This window comes from Rhodoferax sp. LB1P47 (assembly GCF_056521445.1).
This window is the reverse complement of record NZ_JBWMAU010000004.1, coordinates 159,820-180,253: the sequence shown is the minus strand read 5'-3', so window position 1 is coordinate 180,253 and position 20,434 is coordinate 159,820. Positions and strand designations below refer to the sequence as shown.

The window sequence follows — 20,434 nt, the reverse complement described above, 5'->3', positions numbered from 1 at the left end:
GGGCGATATGGTTGAAGTCGAAAAACTGATTGAGGCGCTGAACGGGTATCGAACCCAGCTCATGCAACGTGGCCAGCCCCTCAAAGCCGCAGCGGTAAGCCACTGCATCAAGTTGGTCCGCCGCCTGGCCGCATCGTGAAGTCTTGGCTGACGCGCAAATTGACCGTTAAATGCTGGATCAATTCAAACGTTCGACTGGATCAAATTAAACGGCGCGCTACTCCTCACCAGCTTGGTGCGCACCAGCGCCGAAGCTGCTGGTAGTCACTGCACCTACGGCGGTTCGCAGATCAGCGTGGGGCTGGACAGCAACAGCAATGGCGTGCTCGACACCAGCGAAATCACCTCTACCGACTACGTCTGCCAAGGCGCTGCGGGCGCGACCGGGGCAACCGGGACAACGGGGACAACGGGGGCCACCGGCAGCACCGGCCTCTCCAGCCTGATCGCCGTGGCCAGCGAAACTGCGGGTGCCAACTGCACCTACGGCGGCCACAAGGTCACCACCGGGCTGGACAGCAACAGCAGCGGCGTGCTCGATGCGGCAGAAATCACCAGTACCACCTACACCTGCAACGGCGCGCCCGGCCCCGGCGTGACCTGGGTGCAGGTGACCGGCACCAGCCAGCAGGCCCTGCCCAACATCGGCTACATCGCCAACAACGCGGCGCAGGTGGCGATTACGCTGCCCACGGCCCCGGCGGTGGGTGATCTGGTGGAAGTCAGCGGGGCGGGGACGGGCGGTTGGCTTCTGGCGCAAAACGCTGGGCAAACGGTGGTGACCAAGGCGCTGCCGAGCAGCTACCCTAATGCGTATACCAACTGGACGGCGCGGGAGAGGAGTCGCAACTGGCAATCGGTGGCCTCGTCGGCCGATGGCAGCAAGCTGGTGGCGGTGGTGAACGGCGGTCAGATCTACACCTCGACCGATGCAGGCTTGGGCTGGACGGCGCGCGAAAACAGCCGTACCTGGGTTTCTGTGGCCTCGTCGGCTGACGGCAGCAAGTTGGTGGCGGTGGAGTATGGCGGTCATATCTACACCTCGGCTGATTCCGGCATGACTTGGACGGCTCGTGATAGCAGCCGGCATTGGCGCTCAGTGGCCTCGTCGTCCGATGGCAACAAGCTGATGGCGGGGGTGTACGGCGGTCTGATCTACACCTCGACCGACTCTGGGCTGAATTGGACGGCACGCGAAAACAGCCGTACCTGGGTTTCTGTGGCCTCGTCGGCTGACGGCAGCAAGTTGGTGGCGGTGGAGTATGGCGGTCAGATCTACACCTCGACCGATTTCGGAGTGACATGGACAGCACGCGAGAGCAACGGCGACTGGTTCTCAGTGGCCTCGTCGTCCGACGGCAGCAAGCTGGTGGCGGGTGTGTCCGACGGTCAGATCTATACCTCGACCGACTCTGGGGTGAGCTGGACGGCACGTGAGAACAACCGCAACTGGTTTTCGGTGGCCTCGTCGGCCGACGGCAGCAAGCTGGTGGCGGCGGTGAACGACGGCCAGATCTACACCTCGACCGACTCCGGGGTGAGTTGGGCGGCGCGCGAGAGCAGACGCTACTGGTACTCAGTGGCCACATCGTCCGATGGCGGCCAACTGGTTGCGGTAGATGGCGGCGGCAAGATCTACACCACATCCACCAACAGCACCACCTCCGGCACTACCGGCGCCCTCAGCGGTTCGCAATACGACTCCCTCAAGCTGCAATACTTGGGCAGCGGGGTGTTCATGCCGCTGGACTACACCAGCTATTCGGGCAGTTTTGTGGTGCAGTAAACGCCCAATCTCGCAGCGCATGGTTGAGGGAGTTTTAGCCCTCTAGCGCACATCCTTCCTGCGCAAGCAGCTATCAAAAAAGATCCATTGCCATGCCCCTATCCTTGTCCGCACCATGCCCAGCACGGCGGCCCAGCTTCACCCTCTGCGCCCTGGTCCTCACGCTGGCCCTCACAGCCTGCGGTGGTGGCTCTGACACGGTCGCCGCTGTAACCGACACCACCACCGCCAAGGCCGCCACCCTGGTGCTGGCCGGTACAGAAGCCGTGGGCCTGCACTGCGCCAGCGGCGGCGCTTACATCAACGCCGGGCTGGACAACAACGCCAACGGCGTGCTCGACACGGCCGAGATCACCAGCACCCAGTACGTCTGCAACGGCAGCCTGGGTGCTACGGGCACGACCGGGGCCACGGGTAGCAGCGGCCTCACCAGCCTGGTGCGCACCAGTGCTGAAGCTGCTGGCAGCCACTGCACCTACGGCGGCTCGCAGATCAGCGTGGGGCTGGACAGTAACGCCAACGGCGTGCTCGATACCAGCGAAATCACCTCTACCGACTACGTCTGCAAAGGCGCTGCGGGTGCTACTGGAACCTCTGGCGCGACAGGTACTACGGGTGCAACCGGGGCCACCGGCCTCTCCAGCCTGATCGCCGTGGCCAGCGAGGCTGCGGGTGCCAACTGCACCTACGGCGGCCATAAGGTCACCACCGGGCTGGACAGCAACAGCAGCGGCGTGCTCGATGCGGCAGAAATCACCAGCACCACCTACACCTGCGACGGCGCGCCTGGCCCCGGCGTGACCTGGGTCAATGTGACCGCTACCAGCCAGCAAGCCCTGCCCAACACTGGCTACATCGCCAACAACGCGGCGCAGGTAGCGATCACCTTGCCCACGGCCCCGGCGGTAGGGGATCTGGTGCAGGTCAGCGGTGCAGGGGCGGGCGGCTGGAGCCTGCTGCAAAACGCCGGGCAAACGGTGGTGACCAAGGCGCTGCCGAGCAGCTACCCCAATGCGTATGTCAACTGGACGGCGCGGGAGAGCAATCGCAATTGGGAGTCGGTGGCCTCGTCTGCCGACGGCAGTAAGCTGGTAGCGGTGGAATTTGGCGGTTTGATCTACACCTCGACCGATGCTGGGGTGAACTGGACGGCGCGGGAGAACGTCCGTGACTGGCAATCGGTGGCCTCGTCGGCCGACGGCAGCAAGCTAGTGGCGGTGGTGTACGGTGGCAATATCTACACCTCGACCGATTCTGGGGTGAGCTGGACAGCACGGACCAGCATTAACCTCAACTGGATTTCGGTGGCCTCATCGGCCGACGGCAGCAAACTGGCGGCGGGGGTGTTCGGCCGCCAGATCTACACCTCGACCGACTTTGGCGTGAACTGGACGGCACGGACCGGCAGCATCTTCAACTGGATTTCGGTGGCCTCGTCGGCCGACGGTAGCAAGCTGGTGGCGGCGACGAATTTCGGTCGGATCTACACCTCGACCGACTCTGGGGTGACCTGGGCGGTGCGTGAGTTCAATCGGTCTTGGCAGTCGGTGGCCTCGTCGGCCGATGGCAGTAAGCTGGTGGCGAGTGTGTCCGGTGGTCAGATCTACACCTCGACCGACTCGGGGGGGACATGGACGGCGCGGGATAGCAGCCGCACGTGGGGCACGGTGGCCTCGTCTGCCGACGGCAGCAAGCTGGTGGCAGTGGTGTACGGAGGTCAGATCTACACCTCGATCGACTCGGGTGTGAACTGGACGGCGCGGGATAGCAACCGCGGGTGGTACTCGGTGGCTTCGTCGGCCGATGGCAGTCAGCTGGCGGCGGTAGATGGTGTCGGCCATATCTACACCACATCCAACCGCACCACCGGCACCCTCAGCGGCTCGCAATACGACTCCCTGAAGCTGCAATACCTGGGCAGCGGGGTGTTCATGCCGCTGGACTACACCAGCTATTCGGGCAGTTTTGTGGTGCAGTAAACGCCAGCCCGCAATACAGAGTTGAGGGTGTTTTAAGCTTCTGGCGCATATTCCATGTGCGCTTGCAGCTATCAAAAAGAGAGTGCAGAAGGGGCTGATGCGGGTATCCTCGCAACCCCGCCCCACTTTGAAAAGACCGCTCCGTGCACACCCACCACAGCCCCGCCTCCGAGCGCAACCTGCCGCCCATCCTTACCGTCTTGCAGCGCGTGCTGGCTTTGCATGGCCGGGCGCTGGAAATCGCCAGCGGCACGGGCCAGCATGTAGCGGGTTTTGCCCAGGCGCTGCCGGGCTGGACCTGGCAGCCCAGCGACGCGCAGGACGCTGCCTTTGGCTCCATCGCCACCTGGTGCGCGCAGGCCGGGGTGGCCAACGTGTTGCCGCCGCTGCGCCTGGACGTGCTGGCCCCGTGGCCGCTGGCGGATACGTTCGATGCCATCTACTGCGCCAACATGCTGCACATCGCGCCCTGGGCCACCTGCGCGGCGTTGATGCACGGTGCGGCCCTGCATCTGGCCGCCGATGGCGTGCTGATCACCTACGGCCCGTACCTGGAGCGCGGCGTGCCCACCGCGCCGGGCAACCTGGGTTTTGATGCCGACCTGCGCCAGCGCAATGCCGCCTGGGGCATCCGGCAGCTAGACGACGTGGTGCAGCAGGCGGCGCGGGTCGGCTTGGCGCTGCGAGACCGGGTGGTCATGCCTGCCAACAACCTTTTGCTGGTCTTTGGCCGGTTGCCCGGTTAGCCAAAAACCACGTCGGTCTGGCGGTGCGCGGCCTTGGCTGCCATCTCGGCATCGTGCGTGACCAGCAGCAGGGCCCACTGGTGGGCGGCGGTGTGGGCACACAGCAGCTCCAGGGTGCGCTGCTGGGTGATGGGGTCCAGCCGGGAGGTGGGCTCATCCGCAAAGATGAAGTCGGGTTTCAGCAGCAGCACCCGCAGCAGGGCAAAGCGCTGCAGCTCGCCGCCCGAGACCCCGCTGGGCAGGCGCGCCAGCAGCGTTTTGTCCAGCTTCAGCTCGGCCATCAAGCCCTGCGCATCGGCGCTGCTGAGGCGGTGCAGTTGGACCAGATCGGCCAGGCTGTCGCCCACGCGGCGCAGCGGGGCAAAGGCGGCGGGCGGGTCTTGGTAGAGCTTTTGGAAGGCGTGCGGGCGGTTTTTGGCGCGGCGCACTGTGCCCTGGTCGGGCGGCACCACGCCCAGCAGCATGTGGCCCAGAGTGGTTTTGCCGCAGCCGCTGGGGGCGGTGATGGCGACGATCTCGCCCTCGGCCAGCGCCAGATCGACCCCGGCAAACAGGCGTTGCGTGCCAAAGTTTTTGCCCAAACCCTGGCCCTGCACCACCATGTTGGCATCGGCCCGCAGCGGCTGCGCCAGGTGGGGCCAGTGCGCGGGTTCGGCCTGCACCAGGGCCTGGGTGTAGGCGTGGCGGGGCTGGCGCAGCACCTGGTCGGCAGGGCCTTGTTCGATGATTTCGCCGTTCAGCATCACCGCCACCGTGCCGCCCAGCAGGCGGGCCAGGGCCACGTCGTGGGTGATGGTGAGCAGGGCCTGACTTTGCTGTGAAAGCCCTGGTTGCAACTGGCCCAGTAATAGCTGGCCGATTTGGTCGCGCAGGGCGGCATCCAGGCCCTTGGTGGGCTCGTCGGCAATCAGCAACCGGGCCCCGGCGGCGCGGGTGGCGGCAAAGGCCAGCCGCTGGCCCATACCACCCGAAATTTGGTGCGGGTATTTGTGCCGGGCTGGGCCTAAATCGACCTGCTCCAGCGCTTGGTCGGCGTGTAAGCGGGCCGCTGGCCAGGGCTGGCCGCGCACGCAGTGCCGCACCTCGGCCACCTGGGCGTGCAGGTGCATGCTGGGGTTGAGCGACAGCCAGGGTTCTTGCGGCAGCATGGCGACCTCGCGGCCCCAGTCACGTGGTGCGCTGGGCAGCAGGCGGCGGCCCCACAGGGCGATGTCGCCGCTGGCGGCCAAGCCTGCGGGCAGCGTGCCCATCACCGCCTGCGCCATGAGGGATTTGCCCGAACCGGATTCGCCCAGCACGGTGAGCGCCTGGCCCGCGTGCAGTTGCAGGTGGATGCCGCGCACCACCGGGTCGGCCCCGGCGGTGATAGTCAAACCGTTGATTTCAAGTGCCAGTGGCATGGTCGTCCTTTTTTTCGCTCAGGGTTTGCAGCGCCAGCACGGTGGCCAGCAGCAGAATGACCGGCGCGGCCAGCATCCACGGTGCGTCGGCGTAGTAGGGCATGGCTTCGGTCATCAGCAGGCCGAGTTCGGCCTGCGGCGGGCGCAGGCCAATGCCCACAAAGCCCAGTGCCGAGACGGCCAGCACGGCGTTGCACACGGCCAGCGCGGTCAGGGCCAGCAGCGTGCCGCGCAGCGCGGGCCAGACATGCTGGCGCACGATGTAGAGGCGGCCAAAGCCCAGCAAACGGCTGGACTGCACCTGCGGCCCGCCCAGCAGGGCGGCAGCCGATACGCGGGTGGTGCGGAAGAATTCCACCCAGGCGGTGAGCACCAGCCCCAGGTACAGCGGCCAGGTGTGGCCCGGCGCCAGGGCCGACAGCAGCAGCACCCACAGCAGGCCGGGCAGGGCCACCACGGCATCGGCCAGGGCCAGCAGCAGGCGTTCCACTCCGCCCCGGCACCAGGCCGCCAGCAGGCCCAGGCCCGCACCCACGCTGGCGGCCAGCAGGGCGGAAACCAGCGCCAGCGACAGCGAGATGCGCAGCGCCTGCGCCAGCCGCGCGGCCACTTCGCGGCCTAAGGCATCCGTGCCCAGCCAGTGCTGGGTGCTGGGCGGCAGCAGGCTGGCCGACAGGTCTTGCGCGGCCGGGTCGGGCAGGGGGACCAGCCAGGCCCAGGCGGCAATCAGGGCTAACAGCAGGCAGCAAATGCGGCGGGCGGTCATCGTGCGCTCCTTGGGTCTAGCCAGGTACACAGCGCGTCTACCCCGGCGTTTAGCAGCACAAACAGCAGGCCCATGCACAGGGCTGTGCCCTGCACCATAGGCACATCGCGGGCCAGGATGGCGTGGACCAGCGCGTGGCCGATGCCGGGCCAGGCAAAAAAGGTTTCCACCACCACCATGCCCTCCACCAGCAACACCAGTTGGGTGGCGGCAAAGGCGGTAATGGGCACTGCCGCATTGCGCAGCACGTGGCGCAGCACCACCCAGCGGGCGGGCAGGCCCTTGGTGCGGGCAAATTGCACATAGGCGCTGGCCAGCACCTGGGCCACGCTGTGCCGCGTGACTTGCGCCAAACCGGGGGCCAGGGCCAAGGCCAGCGTCAAGGCGGGCAGCACGTAATGGCTGGCATCGCCGTGCCCGGCCACCGGCAGCCAGCCCCAGTGCTCGGCCAGCAGGGTGGCCAGCAGCAGGGCCAGCACAAACGCCGGAATCGCCCGCAGGGTGACGGCCAGGCGGCCCACCAGCCTGTCTAGCCAGGGCCGTTGCAGCAAGGCGGTGGCAATGCCCAGCCCTACGCCCAGCAGCAGCGCCAGTCCCCAGGCCAGCAGCGACAGCGCCACCGTGTGGCCCCACTGGTGCGACAGCTCGGCCAGCACCGGCTCGCCGGATACCAGCGACACGCCCAAGTTGCCCTGCGCCACGTCGCCCAGCCAGGCCAGCATTTGTTGCCACAGCGGGCGGTCCAGCCCCAGCTCGTGGCGCACGGCCTCGGCTGCTGCCGTGTTGACCATGTCATAGCCGTAGCGGCTGGAGGCAATGCGGTAGGCCGCGTCGCCGGGTAGCGATTGCAGCAGGGCAAACGACAGCAGGCCCACGCCGAGGGCCACGCCCAGGATGCGGATCAATACAGCCCTCATGCCTTCAATACCATTTGCGCGATGCGGTAGCTGCGCTCTAGTGGGTCAATCACCACCTGCCCCAGCCGCTTGCTGCTGGTGGCGGTGTGCTGGTACCAGGCCACCGGGATCACCGGCAGCTCGGCTTGCAGCACGGTGGCAATGGCTCCGCGCTGGGCAGACTGGCGCTTGGCATCGGTGCTGCTGCTCAGTGTTTGCAGCGACTCGCGCACCAGGGCGCTGCTCCAGCCCATCGCGCCCCAGTCGCCGCCCTGGGGGCCAAAGTCTTGCAACAGCGTGCCCATCGGGTCGGGCACCAGGCCGTAGTTGCGCGCCAGCAGGGCCAGCTCCAGCGTACCGTCTTGGTGGCCCGCCGGAATTTCGCTTGAATTGCCCACCGACACCACCATGGCGATGCCGATGGCCTTGAACTGCGCCTGCAAGGCCGTGGCTACCACCGGCAGCTCGGGCCGGTCGGAAAACGTGCGCAGGGTGATCTGGAAGGGTTTGCCGTTGCGTTGCAGCATGCCGTCCGCCCCCGGTGCCCAGCCTGCCGATTGCAGCAGGCTGCGGGCCTGGGCCTGGTCTTGCACCAGCGGCTGTAGCCCCTGCACATGCCATTCGCCCATCACGGGTGGAAACAGCTGGGTAGCTGCCGCCTGCGGGGCGCGCAGCACGGTGGCGGCAATACCTGCGCGGTCGATCGCCAGGCTCAACGCCCGGCGCACCGCCACGTCCTTCAAGTACGGGTGGCCCGCGTTCACCTTGATGTAGAGCACGCGCGGAATCGGCAGGCTGTGGAATTGCAGGGTTTTGTTGGCTTGCAAACGGGCGAAGTTGGCCGGGTCGTGGGTGAACACCAGGTCGGCCTGGCCGCTGCTGGCCAACAGCTGGCGGGTCTCGGCGCGGCTGACGGCCAGATAGTTGACCTTGGCAATGGCCGGGTGTGGGCCTTGCCAGCCGCCAAACCGCTCCAGGCTGATTTTTTGCGGCGCGTCGATGCGGCTGATTTTGTAGGGGCCGGAGCCGATGACGGCCACCACCGCGCCGTCTGCGCCATAGGCCGCAGGGGCGAGGATTTGCGTACTGGTGTGGGCAAAAAAAGCGGTCAGGGCACTGAACGGGCGGGCCAGATCAAACACCACGCTGTCGCCGTCTGCGCTGATTTTTTGGATCGGCGTGTTGCCCAGCACGCCGGGAGCCTTGTGCGCCCGCTCCAGCATCTGCGCCACGTGGGCCGCCGTGACCGGGCTGCCGTCGTGGAAGCGCGCACCCCGGCGCAGGCTAAAGCGCCACATTTTCTGGTTGCTAGATACCTGCCAGCCCGTGGCCAGGCCGGGCACCAGCGCACCGCTGGGGTCCACATCGACCAGGGTTTCGGTGATTTGCAAGCGGCTGAACACATAGCCGGTGCGTGACGGCTCCAGGCTGCTGATCTCCCAGGGGGAGACGATGTTCAAAGTGTCTTTGTCGGCGGCCCAGGCGGGCAGCAGCGGGGTGGACACGGCAAAGGCCAGGGTTTGGCGGCGGGTGATGGGCATGGGTACGTAATTTTTTAAGGGTAAAAAATGCCGCTAGTGCTTATGTAATAAGCGCGAGTAGCTACGAAATTGATAGTTCAGTGGCTGGGGCTGCGTAACACCAGTACGACCACAAACACCGCGCCCACGGCGGCGGTGACGATGCCGATGGGCAGCTCTTGCGGTGCCAGCAACGTGCGGCAGACCATGTCGCTGGCCAGCAGCAGGGCCGCGCCCAGCACGGCCGACAGGCCCAGCAAGCGGCCATGCAAGGCCCCGCTCAGGGCGCGGGCCAGGTGCGGAACCATGAGCCCGACGAAACCGATCACCCCGGTCAGCGCCACAAAGCAGGCGGTGGCCAGGGCCGACACGGTGAAGATTTCGGCCCGCAGCCGGGTGGGCGACAGGCCCAGGCTGGCGGCGGTTTCGTCGCCCGCCAGCAGGCCATCGAGCGCGTGGCGGCGTGTCAGCGCAAAAGCCGCCAGCAGACCGAAGCCCAGGATGGCCAAGCCCAGGTTGTCCCAGCGCGCCAGACCTAAGCCGCCCAGCGTCCAAAAAAGCACCGAGTGGGCCGCCCGTTGGTCGCCCGCAAACACCAGGTAATGGGTGAGCGCGCCAAACAGAAACGAGGCCGCCAGCCCCGCCAGCACCAGCTTTTCAGGCCCGCTGCCTTGGCTTTTGTGCACCAGCGCCAACACCACGCCTGCCGCCAGCAAGCCCCCGGCCAGGGCGGCCAGCGGCAGAGTCCAGATGCCCAGGATGTCGCCGGTGGTGGTGATGACCGCTACCGCCCCGGCACTGGCCCCCGACGACAGGCCGAACAAAAATGGGTCGGCCAGGTCGTTGCGGGTGGCGGTTTGCAGCATGCCGCCCACCATCGCCAGGCCCGCGCCCACCAGCATTGCCAGCAGCACGCGCGGCAGTCGCAAATCCACCACGATGCGCCGTAGCGTGGGCTCCACGGCGGGCAGATCCAGTGCCGGGGCCAGCGGCCCGGCTACGGCCGACAGCACACTGGCCCATGGCAAGGGCGTACTGCCCTTGGCTACCGACAGCATGGCCAGCACCAGAATCAGCAGCAGGCCACCCAGCAGCACAGCGTAAAAAGACCGTTGCGACATCACTTGGGTGGGGCGCGCAACGCGGCGGCGATTTTTTCAATCGCTTCGATGTTCGCCGGGCCGGGTGTCAGCTCGGCATAGCGCAGGGCCACAAAGCGGCCTTGTTTGACGGCATCGGTTTCTTTCATCGCTGGGTGGGCTTGCAGAAAGCGCATCAGCTTGGCTGTGCCGTTGCCGTCCTGGTAGTCCAGCAGAATCAAAAACTGCGGGTTGCGCGCGGCTACGGTTTCCCAGTCGGTGGTGGCCCAGCTGGTTTCCATGTCGGCCATGATGTTGCGGGCTCCGGCAGCAGCGATCATGGCCGTGGGGATGGCATATTTACCTGCGGTAAAGGGTTTGTCTTCCCCCGAGTCGTACAGGAACACCCGGGTGTCTTTGGGGGCGGCGGTACCCAGCTTGGCTAGCCGGGCTTTCCACTGCACCACCAGCGCCTGCGCCTCTGCGGCCTTGCCGAAGATGCTGCCCAGCTTGGTGAAGTCGCCGTACAGCAGGTCCATCGACGCGGCGGGGCGCGGCTTATGCAGGTGGATGCAGCTCTCGGACAGCACCAGGGTCTTGATCTTGTGCTGTGCCAGTGTGGTGGGGGTCACCTCACCGCCCGGCTTCATGCCGTAGTACCAACCCGCAAAAAAGAAGTCGGGGTTGGTGGCCAGCAGGTTCTCCAGTGTGGGGTATTTGGGGGCCAGCTCGGGGATGCGACCCAGCGCGGTTTTGAATTCTGGTCCGGTTTTGTACCAGCCGGTGATGCCGGTGACGCCCACCATGCTGTCTTGCAGATGCAGGGCCAAGGCCATTTCGGTCATGTTCAGGTCATGGATGACGGCGCGCTTTGGCGGTGCGGCAAAGGTCAGGGCTTCGCCGCAGCTGTCAACGGTGACCGGAAAGTTTTGTGCTGCGCATGCTGCGCCGAGCAAGGACAGGGTTAGGGCGGTGAGTAGGTTCTTCATGCGGAAACGGTTTCGTAAGTCGTAAAAAAGCTTTTGCGTCCCGCCGTCTTTGGCGGCGCAGGCGGGCAGGTGTCCATCACCAGCATCGGCGCGGCGGTTGTGGGGTGGGGGAGGTAGAAGGCATGCATGGCAAACACCTGGTGCACGGTGCGTGGGGTCAGCGCCTGGGCCGGTGTGCCGTAGGCCACGAGGGCCCCGCTTTGCAGCACGGCTACGCGGTGCGCCCACTGCGGCACCAGGGCCAGGTCGTGCAGCACCGCCACCACGGTGATGCCCAGGCTGGCAATGCCTTGCAGCAGATCCAGCGTGGCACGCGGGTCCAGGTGGTTGGTCGGCTCGTCCAGCAACAGCAGGCGTGGCTGTTGGGCCAAAGCGCGGGCCAGGTGGGCGCGCTGGCGTTCCCCACCCGACAGGCTGCCCAGGCTGCGGCCACGCAAGGTTTGCAGGTTGCAGCGCTCCAGCGACTCGGCCACCACGGCCTCTAACTGCGCGGGCCGGGCCAGGCTGCGGTGCGGCAGGCAGCCCAGGCGCACGTAGTCCAGCACCCGTAGCCGCGCATCGGCCTGGTCCGACTGCCCAAGCAAGGCTACATGCCGGGCCCGCTCCAGCGCAGTCCACTGCGCCAGCGGAACGCCGTCGTAGTGGATCTGCCCGCAGCTCGGCGGCAAGATGCCCGCCAGCATGCGCAGCAGGGTCGATTTGCCCGCACCGTTGGGGCCCACGATGGCGAGGTGCTGGCCAGCATCCACGGCGAGACTGACCGGGTGCAGCAGCGTGCGGCCCTGGGCGGTGCGGTAGCCCACCGCATCCAGTTGGAGTTGCATGGCCGGGTGCATTCAGTTCTTCTGCAAACCCGCCACCAGTGCCGCCACGTTGTGCCGGGCCATCTTCAGATACGTGCCACCGGGCTGGTCCGGGGCAGACAGCGCATCGGCGTACAGCGTGGCACCGGGTGTGACACCGGCTTCTTTGGAAAGCTGGGCCAGCAGCTTGGGATTCGCCATGTTCTCGATGAACACCGCCTTGATTTTTTCGCGCTGGATCTGGCGGATCAGGCTGGCTACGCCCTTGGCGCTGGCCTCGCCCTCGGTGGACATGCCTTGTGGAGCCAAAAATTGCAGCTGGTAGCGGGCGGCAAAGTAGCCAAACGCGTCGTGCGAGGTGATCACCTTGCGGCTGGCCGCCGGGATGGCCCCGATCTGGCTCTGCGACCAGGCATCCAGCGTTTGCAGCTCGGCCACATAGGCGGAGGTGTTGGCCGCAAAGAGGCTGGCCCCGGCGGGGTCTAGCGCCTCCAGCGCCTTGCGGATGTTGCTCACATAAAAAATCACGTTGACCGGGTTCTGCCAGGCATGCGGGTCGGTGATGGTGTGGCCCTCGTCTTGCATCTTGCGCGCCTGCACGCCGGTGGAGGCGATGACGCTGGCGCCCTTGTACCCGGCGGATTTCACCAGTTTGCCCATCCACGGCTCAAAGCCCAGGCCGTTGGTCACCACTAGTTTGGCTTGCAGGATGGCCTTGGCGTCCGCCGGTTTGGGCTCGAACACATGGGCATCCTCATTCGGCCCGACCAGCGCGGTCACCACCACCCGGTTGCCGCCCACCACCTGCACCAGATCGGCCAGGATGCTGAAGCTGGTGACGACGGGAACCTGGGCGGCAGCCCCGAAGGATGCGGCCACGGTGAAAACGGCCAAAACACGTTTGAAAAACATAAAAACTCCTAGGTAAAAATCAGTGTTGGCGCAGCCAGCCGCGTGGGGCCAGCAGCACCGACAAGGCGTAGAGCACACCGGCGCAAACGATCACGGTGGGGCCGCTGGCGGTGTCATGGTGGTAAGAAATCAGCAGGCCGCAGTAGCTGGCCAGTCCGGCCTGCGCCACGGCGTTGAGCATCTGCGCGGGCAGGGTGTCGTGCCACAGGCGGGCCGACACGGCGGGCAGCATCATCACGCCCACCGCCATCAGCGTGCCCAGGGTTTGAAAGCCCGCCACCAGGTTCAAAACAACGAGCAGCAAGAAGCCCTGCTGCACCATGCCTGCCTTGCGACCGCTGGCGCTTTGCAGGTAGGCGGGGTCAAAGCTTTCCAGCAAAAACGCCCGGTAAAACAGCGCCAACGCGCCCACGGTGAGCGTGGCCACCCCGGCCACCAGCGCCAGCCCGCTGGCATCCACGCCCAGGGCGCTGCCAAACAAAATGTGTAGCACATCCAGCTGCGTGCCCCGGCGCGACACCAGCATTACCCCCAGCGCCAGCGACACCAGGTACAGCGCGGCCAGGCTTGCGTCCTCGCGCAGTACCGTGGCGCGGCTGACCAGCCCGGCAGTGGCCGCCACCAGCATGCCCGCCAGCAGCCCGCCCACGGTCATGGCGATGGCCGACAGGCCGAAAAACATAAAACCCAGCGCCACCCCGGGCAAGATGGCGTGGCTGAGCGCCTCGCCAAACAGGCTCATGCGGCGCAACGTGAGCAGCACCCCCAGCGGGGCCGCGCCCAGGGCCAGCGCCAGGGCCGAGACGAGTGCGCGGCGCATGAACAGGAAGTCGGCAAACGGGGCAATCGCCAAGTCGTAGAGATGTGGCATGGTGTCAAGCGGCATGGAGGTGGTCGTCCCAGCTCTCGCCCAGCAACCGGGCTTTTGCCAGATGCTGCGGGGTCAGCACCTGTGCCGTGTCGCCCCAGGCCACCACGCCACGCGCCAGCAGCAGGGTTTGCGGAAAGTGCTGATGCACTTGGGCGTGGTCGTGCAGCACCGCAATCACGGTGCGCTGGCGGGCGTGCCAGTCGGCCACCAGGGCCAGCAGCTCGGCGGTGGTTTTGCTGTCGATGGCGTTGAAGGGCTCGTCCAGCAGGATCAAATCCGCGTCTTGCAACAGCAGCCGGGCAAACAGTACCCGCTGGAACTGCCCGCTGGAGAGTGCGGCTATGGGCCGCTGCGCAAAGCCGCACAGGCCCACGGTGTGCAAGGCCGCATCGGCGGCATCCAGCACCGCGCTGTCCAAGCCCCCCAGTGCGCCCGCCGCCTGCCACGCGCCCAGCAGCACGCAGTCATGCACGGTGATGGGAAAGCTGCGGTCGATGGCCGACTGCTGTGGCAAATAGGCAATACGCTCCCGTGGCGCGTTGACCGTCAACCCGCCCTGCGCCACAGGCAGCAGCGACAAAATGCTTTTCAGCAGCGTGCTTTTGCCCGCGCCATTCGGCCCCACCACCGCCGTGAGCGAGCCCGGCGCAAAACTGCCGCTCACCCCGTGCAGGGTGGGGCGGTCGCGGTAGGTGACGCACAAGCCGTCCAGCGTTACCACGGCGCATCTCCCAATGCCCAGGCTACGGCCAGCCACAGTACCAACAAGGCGGGCAGCACGCGCCGCAGCCGTGCGGGGGCAGACAGGGCAAGAAAGGGGTGGCGGGGGTTTTTCATTTGGGGTAATAATGCAACTCGATTGCAAAAGTATATCGCAACACAGTTGCGTTTTAGAATGCGAGTAGCCATGAGCCCTTCACCTATTTCCGCCACCTCCGCCGACGACCTGCTGGTCGCCCACGGCCTGCGCCGCACCAATGCCGCCCGGCTGGTGGTCGAATGGCTGCGCGCCCATGCCGATGCCCGCTGGACCCATGCCCAGCTGCAAGAGGCGCTGGCCCGTGAATCCGGCATCACGCTTGACCGCGTCACGCTATACCGCCTGCTGGACCGCCTGTCCGAGGTGGGCCTGCTGCGCTGCAAGGTGGATGCCGAGCGCGTGCGCCACTACCAGGCGGTGGTGGAAGAAGCGGCAGAACAGGCCCCGCATTTCGAGTGCAACACCTGCCACCGCGACCTGCCGCTGGCCGGCCAGATGGACAAGACCAACGCCGAGCTGGCCGAAGCCGCCATCAGAGCCATCCAGGCGCTGAAAACCCTGGGCCAGCAAAGCGTCAGCGTGGATCTGGCGCTGCGCGGTATTTGCGGCGACTGCGCACCCGCGCAAAGGTTGGCGCGTTGATCCGCACCGCGCAGCTTGGCTATGCCTACCCCGGTGGGGCGGGGCTGGAATTCCCCGACATCGACATTCCCCAGGGCGGCGTGCTGCTGCTGCGCGGCCCGTCGGGCGCGGGTAAATCCACCTGGCTGGCGCTGGCGGCGGGCCTGCTGCGCCCCGGCAGTGGGCACATCACGGTGGCGGAGCAAGATCTGGGCACTCTCAAAAAGGTAGCTGCTGACGCATGGCGGGCGGGCGCTATCGGCTTCTTACCCCAAAAATTGCATTTGAGCGAAGCGCTCACTGTGGCCGATAATTTGGCTCTGGCCCAGTGGGCCGCTGGCGTGCCCGACGACCCGCAGGCGGTGCGCCGCACGCTGGAGGCATTGGATGTGGCCGAGCTGGCGGCCCGCAAGCCGCGCCAGCTCTCGGGGGGCCAGGCCCAGCGCGTGGCCCTGGCCCGCGCCGTGCTGTTGCAGCCGAAAGTAATCCTGGCCGACGAGCCCACCGCCAGCCTGGACGACGCGGCGGCCGAATCCGCACTGGCCCTGCTGCGGATGAGCGCCCAGCACTGCCATGCCACGCTGGTCATTGCCACCCATGACGCACGGGTCACGGCGGCGTTGTCGGGTGCAGTTACATGCCAAATCGGCATCCAGCGCACATTAAATATGCGTGAGTAGCTATGAAATTTATAGCAATCGCCTTCCGCTACCTGTGGTCGCGCCCGCTGGCCGCCGCGCTGAATCTGCTACTGCTGGCGCTGGGCCTGGCCAGCATCACCTTTGTGTGGCTGGTCAGCAGCCAAATGGACAGTGCCTTTGAGCGCGATTTGGCAGGCATTGACGCGGTGGTGGGGGCCAAGGGCAGCCCCATGCAGTTGATTTTGGCGGGCGTGTTCCACATCGACGTGCCGCCCGGCAACATCCCGCTGGAGGCGGTGCAGCAGATCGAAAAAGACCCGCGCGTGGCCCAGCTCATCCCCATCAGTTTGGGCGACACGTTTCGCGGCTTTCGTATCGTCGGCACCAGCCCGGCCTATGCCGCGCACTACGGCGCAGAGTTGGCGCAAGGCGCGTTGTGGACCCAGTCCATGCAGACTGTGGTGGGCGCACAGGTGGCCAAAAACACTGGCTTGGCGGTCGGCAACACCTTCTACGGCTCGCACGGGCTGGGCGGCACGGGGCACATCCACGGCGACTTCCCCTACACCGTCAGTGGCGTGCTGGCCCCCTGCGCCTGCGTGCTGGACCGGCTGGTGCTGACCGCCACCGAATCGGTCTGGAAAGTGCACGAGAAAGCCACCGCGCTGGACGACGAAGACCAGAAAATCCTGGAGCAAGAGCGCGAAATTACCCTGGCACTGATTACCTACAAAAGCCCGTTGGCAGCGGTCACCTTTCCGCGCTTCATCAACACCAGTACCGAGATGCAGGCCGCCGCGCCCGCTGTGGAAATCACCCGCCTGCTGCGCATGGTGGGCGTGGGCAGTGACGTGCTGCGCGGCTTTGGCGCGGTGCTGCTGCTGACGGCGGCCTTGAGCGTCTTCATCGCCCTGTGGAGCGCCGTGCGAGAGCGCCGCGCTGATCTGGCCATGCTGCGCATGTTGGGCGCGCCGCCTTACAAAGTGGCCGGGCTGGTGCTGGTAGAGGCGCTACTGCTGGCCACGATGGCCACCGCGCTGGGCCTGCTGGGCGGGCATCTGCTGGCGGAGCTGGTGGGGAGCTGGCTACAGACCGAGCGCTCGTTGCCCCTGACCGGCTGGATTTGGCTGCCCCATGAATGGCTGCTGCTGCCGCTGGCCGCCGCCATCGCCACCCTGGCCGCCGCGCTGCCCGCCTGGGCCGTGTACCGGCTGGACGTGACCACTTTGTTGAACCACCGTTAACTGGAGTTTGTATGACCAAAACCCTCGCCGCACTGATTCTCTCGGCCCTGTTTACCGCCAGCGCCTTGGCCGCCGAGAGTGCCCAAGACACCAAAGAAGATGTCGCCCGCCACCGCGCCATCGCCGGCGCCCACGAAGCCGCAGCCCAGTGCCGCGAGGCCGGAAAAGGCGAAGATGCCTGCACCAAAGCTTTGCAGGCCGCCTGCAAAGGCATCGCCATTGGCAAATACTGCGGCATGAAACACGAGCACTAGGCTGTTGGAGCAGAGTATGAAATTTGTATTTGTTCTGGTTGCCTGTGCCCTAGCCACAGGTGTGGCCTGCGCACAGCCTATGGATCTGCCTGCCGGGTCGGGGGCGGGTTTCCACAGCCCTAATAGCCCGTTTGCGCCGCTGCCCGACCGGGCCGATGTGGTGCCGTGGTCGGTGCTCACGGCGGTCAAGACCAAGGCCATCAAGAACCGCATCCTGCCCAACTTTGGCATGCCGCAACTGGAGCTGCACCAGAAAACCCAGCGCGTGCAGGGCTTCATGGTGCCGCTGGACGCGGGCGAAAAGCAGAAGCATTTTCTGCTCACGTCCGTGCCGCTGACCTGCTCGTTCTGCCTGCCCGGCGGCCCTGAGAGCATGGTCGAGGTGAAGACCAAAACCCCGGTGAAATACAGCCTGGAGCCGGTGACGGTGGAGGGTACTTTTACAGTTTTGCCCGACGACCAGTACGGTCTGTATTACCGGATGGTGGACGCGGTGGGGGTTCAGTAAGGCCTGAAGGATGCGGCTACTTCACCTGTTGCTTGTCCAGCTTGCGCGCCAGCGTGCGGCGGTGCATGCCTAGCCGCCGTGCGGTTTCTGAAATATTAAAACCGGTTTCTGCCAGCATTTCGTGGATGCGCTCCCACTCCAGGGTTTTGATGGATGTGGAGCGGTTGGTGAGTTGCACTTCTACGTTGCCGGTCGTGCGTCCAAAAGCGGCCTCAATGTCGTCTGTGTTGGAGGGCTTGGCAAGGTAGTGGCAGGCACCGAGTTTGATGGACTCTACTGCGGTGGCGATGCTGGCAAAACCCGTGAGCACAACGATCACCATGTTGGGGTTGTGCTGATTAAGTGCTTGCACGCAGGCCAGTCCGGTGGCATGGCCGTTTAACTTCAGGTCTACCACGGCGTAGTCGGGGTTGCGGTGGTGTAGCAGTATGGCCACGGCCTCCAGGTTGGTGGCCAGCATGACGGTATAGCCCCGGCGCTCAAATGAACGGCCCAGGGTGCGGGCAAAGGCGGCATCGTCTTCAACGATGAGCAGCAGGCGCTCAGGGGTTTGAATGGGCATACGCTGTACCTTCGCCTACCGTGATGGCCGCCAGCGGCAGAGAGATGGTGACTATGGCCCCGCCTTGCGGGCGGTTGCTGGCGGTCACATTGCCGCCTAATGTCCGGGCCACGTTGAGAACCAGAAACAGCCCAAGCCCACCGCCCGTTCGCCCTTTGCTGGACTGGAATGGCTTGCCAAAATGCCGCAGCATGGAGGGCGCGAAACCGGGGCCTTCGTCGGTAATGGTCAGGCGCAGGGCATCGGTATCGCGGTGCGCGTCCAGGCGCAGCCAGTTCGGGGATGCATCCAGTGCGTTGTCCAGTACGTTGTAGACCATTTGTTTGAGCGCCAGATCGGACACCATAGGGAGATCTTGGCCAAAATCATTGGCATAGTCAAATGCATAGACCGGGCGGGTGGCACGCCATTCTTCGGCCAGATCATCCAGGAACCGGCTCACCGTGGTTTTTATGGAGAATTCGCCCCGGGTTTCGCCCGCCGACAGCAGTGTGTTGCTGACGATGGCTTTGCAGCGCAGCACCTGGGCTTGCATTTCATCGATTTCTTGCAAGAGCTCTGGGTATTTGGTGAAAGGCCGCATGTGCTTCCAGTCGCCCAGAATGACCGCCAAGGTGGCCAATGGGGTGCCCAGTTCGTGTGCCGCACCCGATGCCAACAAACCGATGCGGACGATGTGCTCCTCTTCTGCGGCACGTTGGCGCAAGTCGGCCAGATGCCCATCACGCTCGCGCAGGTTACGGCTGATACGGGTGATAAAAATAACCAGCAACGCCGCATTGAGTACGAAGCAGATCAGCATGCCCTGGATATAGGGGCTGTGCAGGCCACGGCTATGGTCGAGCGGTAAATCCAGTGGTTCACCAAAGAGCACAAGGCCCGCCAGGCAGGTGGCCGTTATCGCCACCATGCTCCAGGTGGACCACGCTTTGAGAAGCACCGCACTGAGCGTGACCTGCAATAGGTAGAGAAACGTGAACGGGTTGGTGGCGCCACCGCTGAGGTAGAGCTGGGCCGTCAGCATGCCTACATCGACCAGCAGTGCAAGGAACAGCTCGTTGTTGCTGACCGCATGGTAGATTTTTGCGCGCAAAAAACTGGCCGCATTGAACAGGGCTAGGCAGCCCACGAGTACCAGCATCGGCTCCAGGGGTAGGTGGATGCCGAAGCCAAAGTGCACGATCAAAATCGTGGCAATTTGCCCGCACACGGCAATCCACCGCAACTGGACCAACTGCAGCATGTTCTTGCTGTCGGTTTCTATCTCCGGGCGCACCGTGCTGCTGCTGGCCGCAGGGGGATTCGGCACGTTAGTTGTCGCTGCCATCAACAGCGTCCTTGTTTGCTGGGTTACGCCGTCCCCATCGCGTTACACCTGAAAAATACCCGGTTGCCGCTGCCACCATCGCAGCCAGTGTGAACCAGGTGAATGCATACACCCAGTGGTTGTTATGAAACGCAATCACGGTTAAGCCGCCTACGGGGGTAATCTGTGCATTGCCGGTAGCGGGTTCGGCGGCAAGTATTGACGACGCATCTGCATCGACGAAATAGGGGGCGACCCGGCCCAAACCGTGGGCTGCTGCGATGGCTTGCACATCGCGGGAATACCAGCGGCGGTTCGTGGGGTCGTTCTTGCGTAAAAAAGCACCATCTGGCTGCGTCATGCGCAACAGTCCGGTGACGGTGACGGTGACGGTGACGGTGGATGTGCGGTTGGCCGCAGTAGGGGCGGCTGCGATCTGGTTGACCGCTTCAGGCGGTACAAAGCCGCGATTCACCATCACGATGCTGCCATCGGCTAAACGCAGCGGCGACAGGACCCAGAAGCCACTGCCCCGTTCTGTAACGGCCTGCACCAAGGTGTCTGGCGTGGCGGTAAATGCCCCTGTGATGCGGATGCGCCGGTATTCATCTTTGGCGGCATTGAGCTGCGGCCATTGTGGAACGCCGGGTGCCGCCACGGCGTCGGCATGCGCCCGCTGGTCCACACGGGCCATCAGATCCAGCTTCCATGTGCGGCGCTCTATTTGCCAGATGCCTAATGCCGCAAATAGGGTGAACGCCAATGCGGCAACCACAAGTAAAAGGCCCACA

The 20,434-nt window shown here is 65.2% G+C and carries 23 protein-coding genes; 9 read left to right on the top strand and 14 right to left on the bottom strand.

Annotation, left to right across the window (positions count from 1 at the left end; genetic code table 11):
• The first annotated feature begins 7 nt into the window (after positions 1–7).
• The 4 genes from AC0969_RS07540 to AC0969_RS07525 all read left to right on the top strand — a co-directional run bounded on the left by AC0969_RS07540 (position 8) and on the right by AC0969_RS07525 (position 4,511).
• Positions 8–139, top strand: coding sequence for a hypothetical protein (locus AC0969_RS07540; RefSeq protein WP_479623529.1), 132 nt, complete (start codon positions 8–10; stop codon positions 137–139).
• Positions 140–235: 96 nt separating this feature from the next.
• A complete protein-coding gene (locus AC0969_RS07535) occupies positions 236–1,786 on the top strand; it encodes a WD40/YVTN/BNR-like repeat-containing protein (protein ID WP_479623528.1) in 1,551 nt (516 codons plus the stop codon).
• 92 nt (positions 1,787–1,878) lie between these two features.
• Positions 1,879–3,765 (top strand): WD40/YVTN/BNR-like repeat-containing protein, encoded by a 1,887-nt coding sequence (locus tag AC0969_RS07530; RefSeq protein ID WP_479623527.1) that lies wholly within the window; start codon positions 1,879–1,881, stop codon positions 3,763–3,765.
• 143 nt (positions 3,766–3,908) lie between these two features.
• Positions 3,909–4,511, top strand: coding sequence for a DUF938 domain-containing protein (locus AC0969_RS07525; protein ID WP_479623526.1), 603 nt, complete (start codon positions 3,909–3,911; stop codon positions 4,509–4,511).
• Here the strand turns inward: AC0969_RS07525 and AC0969_RS07520 are convergent.
• The 11 genes from AC0969_RS07520 to AC0969_RS07470 all read right to left on the bottom strand — a co-directional run bounded on the left by AC0969_RS07520 (position 4,508) and on the right by AC0969_RS07470 (position 14,584).
• Positions 4,508–5,911, bottom strand: coding sequence for an ABC transporter ATP-binding protein (locus tag AC0969_RS07520; protein ID WP_479623525.1), 1,404 nt, complete (start codon positions 5,909–5,911; stop codon positions 4,508–4,510). The genes AC0969_RS07525 and AC0969_RS07520 overlap by 4 nt on opposite strands.
• Positions 5,895–6,677, bottom strand: a complete 783-nt coding sequence (locus AC0969_RS07515; protein ID WP_479623524.1) for an ABC transporter permease — start codon at positions 6,675–6,677, stop codon at positions 5,895–5,897. The genes AC0969_RS07520 and AC0969_RS07515 overlap by 17 nt, the downstream gene beginning before the upstream one ends.
• The gene (locus AC0969_RS07510; protein WP_479623523.1) at positions 6,674–7,594 is read right to left on the bottom strand and encodes an ABC transporter permease; all 921 of its coding nucleotides are present in this window, start codon (positions 7,592–7,594) and stop codon (positions 6,674–6,676) included. The genes AC0969_RS07515 and AC0969_RS07510 overlap by 4 nt, the downstream gene beginning before the upstream one ends.
• On the bottom strand, positions 7,591–9,114 hold the full coding sequence (locus AC0969_RS07505) for an ABC transporter substrate-binding protein (RefSeq protein WP_479623522.1): 1,524 nt from the start codon (positions 9,112–9,114) through the stop codon (positions 7,591–7,593). Before AC0969_RS07505 ends, AC0969_RS07510 begins: the two co-directional genes overlap by 4 nt.
• A gap of 77 nt (positions 9,115–9,191) precedes the next feature.
• A complete protein-coding gene (locus tag AC0969_RS07500; RefSeq protein ID WP_479623521.1) occupies positions 9,192–10,214 on the bottom strand; it encodes a FecCD family ABC transporter permease in 1,023 nt (340 codons plus the stop codon).
• Entirely contained in the window at positions 10,214–11,161 is a 948-nt protein-coding gene (locus AC0969_RS07495; RefSeq protein ID WP_479623520.1) for an ABC transporter substrate-binding protein, read from the bottom strand. Before AC0969_RS07495 ends, AC0969_RS07500 begins: the two co-directional genes overlap by 1 nt.
• On the bottom strand, positions 11,158–11,985 hold the full coding sequence (locus AC0969_RS07490) for an ABC transporter ATP-binding protein (RefSeq protein WP_479623519.1): 828 nt from the start codon (positions 11,983–11,985) through the stop codon (positions 11,158–11,160). The genes AC0969_RS07495 and AC0969_RS07490 overlap by 4 nt, the downstream gene beginning before the upstream one ends.
• A 12-nt stretch (positions 11,986–11,997) precedes the next feature.
• Positions 11,998–12,876 (bottom strand): metal ABC transporter substrate-binding protein, encoded by an 879-nt coding sequence (locus AC0969_RS07485; RefSeq protein WP_479623518.1) that lies wholly within the window; start codon positions 12,874–12,876, stop codon positions 11,998–12,000.
• A gap of 19 nt (positions 12,877–12,895) precedes the next feature.
• A complete protein-coding gene (locus AC0969_RS07480; RefSeq protein WP_479623517.1) occupies positions 12,896–13,747 on the bottom strand; it encodes a metal ABC transporter permease in 852 nt (283 codons plus the stop codon).
• A gap of 4 nt (positions 13,748–13,751) precedes the next feature.
• The gene (locus AC0969_RS07475) at positions 13,752–14,468 is read right to left on the bottom strand and encodes a metal ABC transporter ATP-binding protein (protein WP_479623516.1); all 717 of its coding nucleotides are present in this window, start codon (positions 14,466–14,468) and stop codon (positions 13,752–13,754) included.
• On the bottom strand, positions 14,462–14,584 hold the full coding sequence (locus AC0969_RS07470; RefSeq protein WP_479623515.1) for a hypothetical protein: 123 nt from the start codon (positions 14,582–14,584) through the stop codon (positions 14,462–14,464). The genes AC0969_RS07475 and AC0969_RS07470 overlap by 7 nt, the downstream gene beginning before the upstream one ends.
• 70 nt (positions 14,585–14,654) lie before the next feature.
• Between AC0969_RS07470 and AC0969_RS07465 the strand changes: the two genes are divergently transcribed.
• Genes AC0969_RS07465 through AC0969_RS07445 form a run of 5 tightly spaced genes read left to right on the top strand, consistent with a single transcriptional unit; the run spans position 14,655 to position 17,775 of the window.
• Positions 14,655–15,149 (top strand): Fur family transcriptional regulator, encoded by a 495-nt coding sequence (locus AC0969_RS07465; RefSeq protein ID WP_479623514.1) that lies wholly within the window; start codon positions 14,655–14,657, stop codon positions 15,147–15,149.
• Entirely contained in the window at positions 15,146–15,808 is a 663-nt protein-coding gene (locus tag AC0969_RS07460) for an ABC transporter ATP-binding protein (RefSeq protein WP_479623513.1), read from the top strand. The genes AC0969_RS07465 and AC0969_RS07460 overlap by 4 nt, the downstream gene beginning before the upstream one ends.
• A 2-nt stretch (positions 15,809–15,810) precedes the next feature.
• On the top strand, positions 15,811–17,013 hold the full coding sequence (locus tag AC0969_RS07455; RefSeq protein WP_479623512.1) for an FtsX-like permease family protein: 1,203 nt from the start codon (positions 15,811–15,813) through the stop codon (positions 17,011–17,013).
• Between the two features lie 11 nt (positions 17,014–17,024).
• A complete protein-coding gene (locus tag AC0969_RS07450; RefSeq protein WP_479623511.1) occupies positions 17,025–17,267 on the top strand; it encodes a hypothetical protein in 243 nt (80 codons plus the stop codon).
• Between the two features lie 16 nt (positions 17,268–17,283).
• On the top strand, positions 17,284–17,775 hold the full coding sequence (locus AC0969_RS07445) for a DUF3299 domain-containing protein (RefSeq protein WP_479623510.1): 492 nt from the start codon (positions 17,284–17,286) through the stop codon (positions 17,773–17,775).
• Positions 17,776–17,791: 16 nt separating this feature from the next.
• On the opposite strand, the gene AC0969_RS07440 is transcribed toward AC0969_RS07445, so the two are convergent.
• Genes AC0969_RS07440 through AC0969_RS07430 form a run of 3 tightly spaced genes read right to left on the bottom strand, consistent with a single transcriptional unit; the run spans position 17,792 to position 20,406 of the window.
• A complete protein-coding gene (locus AC0969_RS07440) occupies positions 17,792–18,337 on the bottom strand; it encodes a response regulator transcription factor (RefSeq protein ID WP_479623509.1) in 546 nt (181 codons plus the stop codon).
• On the bottom strand, positions 18,318–19,664 hold the full coding sequence (locus tag AC0969_RS07435) for an ATP-binding protein (protein ID WP_479623508.1): 1,347 nt from the start codon (positions 19,662–19,664) through the stop codon (positions 18,318–18,320). The genes AC0969_RS07440 and AC0969_RS07435 overlap by 20 nt, the downstream gene beginning before the upstream one ends.
• The gene (locus AC0969_RS07430; RefSeq protein WP_479623507.1) at positions 19,648–20,406 is read right to left on the bottom strand and encodes an SURF1 family protein; all 759 of its coding nucleotides are present in this window, start codon (positions 20,404–20,406) and stop codon (positions 19,648–19,650) included. Before AC0969_RS07430 ends, AC0969_RS07435 begins: the two co-directional genes overlap by 17 nt.
• Positions 20,407–20,434 lie beyond the last annotated feature (28 nt).

Excerpts from the sequence above, each read along its gene's own strand:
- AC0969_RS07485 (WP_479623518.1), bottom strand. The coding sequence starts at position 12,876 with ATGTTTTTCAAACGTGTTTTGGCCGTTTTCACCGTGGCCGCATCCTTC.
- AC0969_RS07500 (WP_479623521.1), bottom strand. The coding sequence starts at position 10,214 with ATGTCGCAACGGTCTTTTTACGCTGTGCTGCTGGGTGGCCTGCTGCTG.
- AC0969_RS07540 (WP_479623529.1), top strand. The coding sequence starts at position 8 with ATGGTTGAAGTCGAAAAACTGATTGAGGCGCTGAACGGGTATCGAACC.
- AC0969_RS07515 (WP_479623524.1), bottom strand. The coding sequence starts at position 6,677 with ATGACCGCCCGCCGCATTTGCTGCCTGCTGTTAGCCCTGATTGCCGCC.
- AC0969_RS07455 (WP_479623512.1), top strand. The coding sequence starts at position 15,811 with ATGAAATTTATAGCAATCGCCTTCCGCTACCTGTGGTCGCGCCCGCTG.
- AC0969_RS07470 (WP_479623515.1), bottom strand. The coding sequence starts at position 14,584 with ATGAAAAACCCCCGCCACCCCTTTCTTGCCCTGTCTGCCCCCGCACGG.
- AC0969_RS07440 (WP_479623509.1), bottom strand. The coding sequence starts at position 18,337 with ATGCCCATTCAAACCCCTGAGCGCCTGCTGCTCATCGTTGAAGACGAT.
- AC0969_RS07480 (WP_479623517.1), bottom strand. The coding sequence starts at position 13,747 with ATGCCACATCTCTACGACTTGGCGATTGCCCCGTTTGCCGACTTCCTG.
- AC0969_RS07495 (WP_479623520.1), bottom strand. The coding sequence starts at position 11,161 with ATGAAGAACCTACTCACCGCCCTAACCCTGTCCTTGCTCGGCGCAGCA.
- AC0969_RS07520 (WP_479623525.1), bottom strand. The coding sequence starts at position 5,911 with ATGCCACTGGCACTTGAAATCAACGGTTTGACTATCACCGCCGGGGCC.
- AC0969_RS07465 (WP_479623514.1), top strand. The coding sequence starts at position 14,655 with ATGAGCCCTTCACCTATTTCCGCCACCTCCGCCGACGACCTGCTGGTC.
- AC0969_RS07510 (WP_479623523.1), bottom strand. The coding sequence starts at position 7,594 with ATGAGGGCTGTATTGATCCGCATCCTGGGCGTGGCCCTCGGCGTGGGC.
- AC0969_RS07450 (WP_479623511.1), top strand. The coding sequence starts at position 17,025 with ATGACCAAAACCCTCGCCGCACTGATTCTCTCGGCCCTGTTTACCGCC.
- AC0969_RS07435 (WP_479623508.1), bottom strand. The coding sequence starts at position 19,664 with ATGGCAGCGACAACTAACGTGCCGAATCCCCCTGCGGCCAGCAGCAGC.
- AC0969_RS07490 (WP_479623519.1), bottom strand. The coding sequence starts at position 11,985 with ATGCAACTCCAACTGGATGCGGTGGGCTACCGCACCGCCCAGGGCCGC.
- AC0969_RS07445 (WP_479623510.1), top strand. The coding sequence starts at position 17,284 with ATGAAATTTGTATTTGTTCTGGTTGCCTGTGCCCTAGCCACAGGTGTG.
- AC0969_RS07505 (WP_479623522.1), bottom strand. The coding sequence starts at position 9,114 with ATGCCCATCACCCGCCGCCAAACCCTGGCCTTTGCCGTGTCCACCCCG.
- AC0969_RS07530 (WP_479623527.1), top strand. The coding sequence starts at position 1,879 with ATGCCCCTATCCTTGTCCGCACCATGCCCAGCACGGCGGCCCAGCTTC.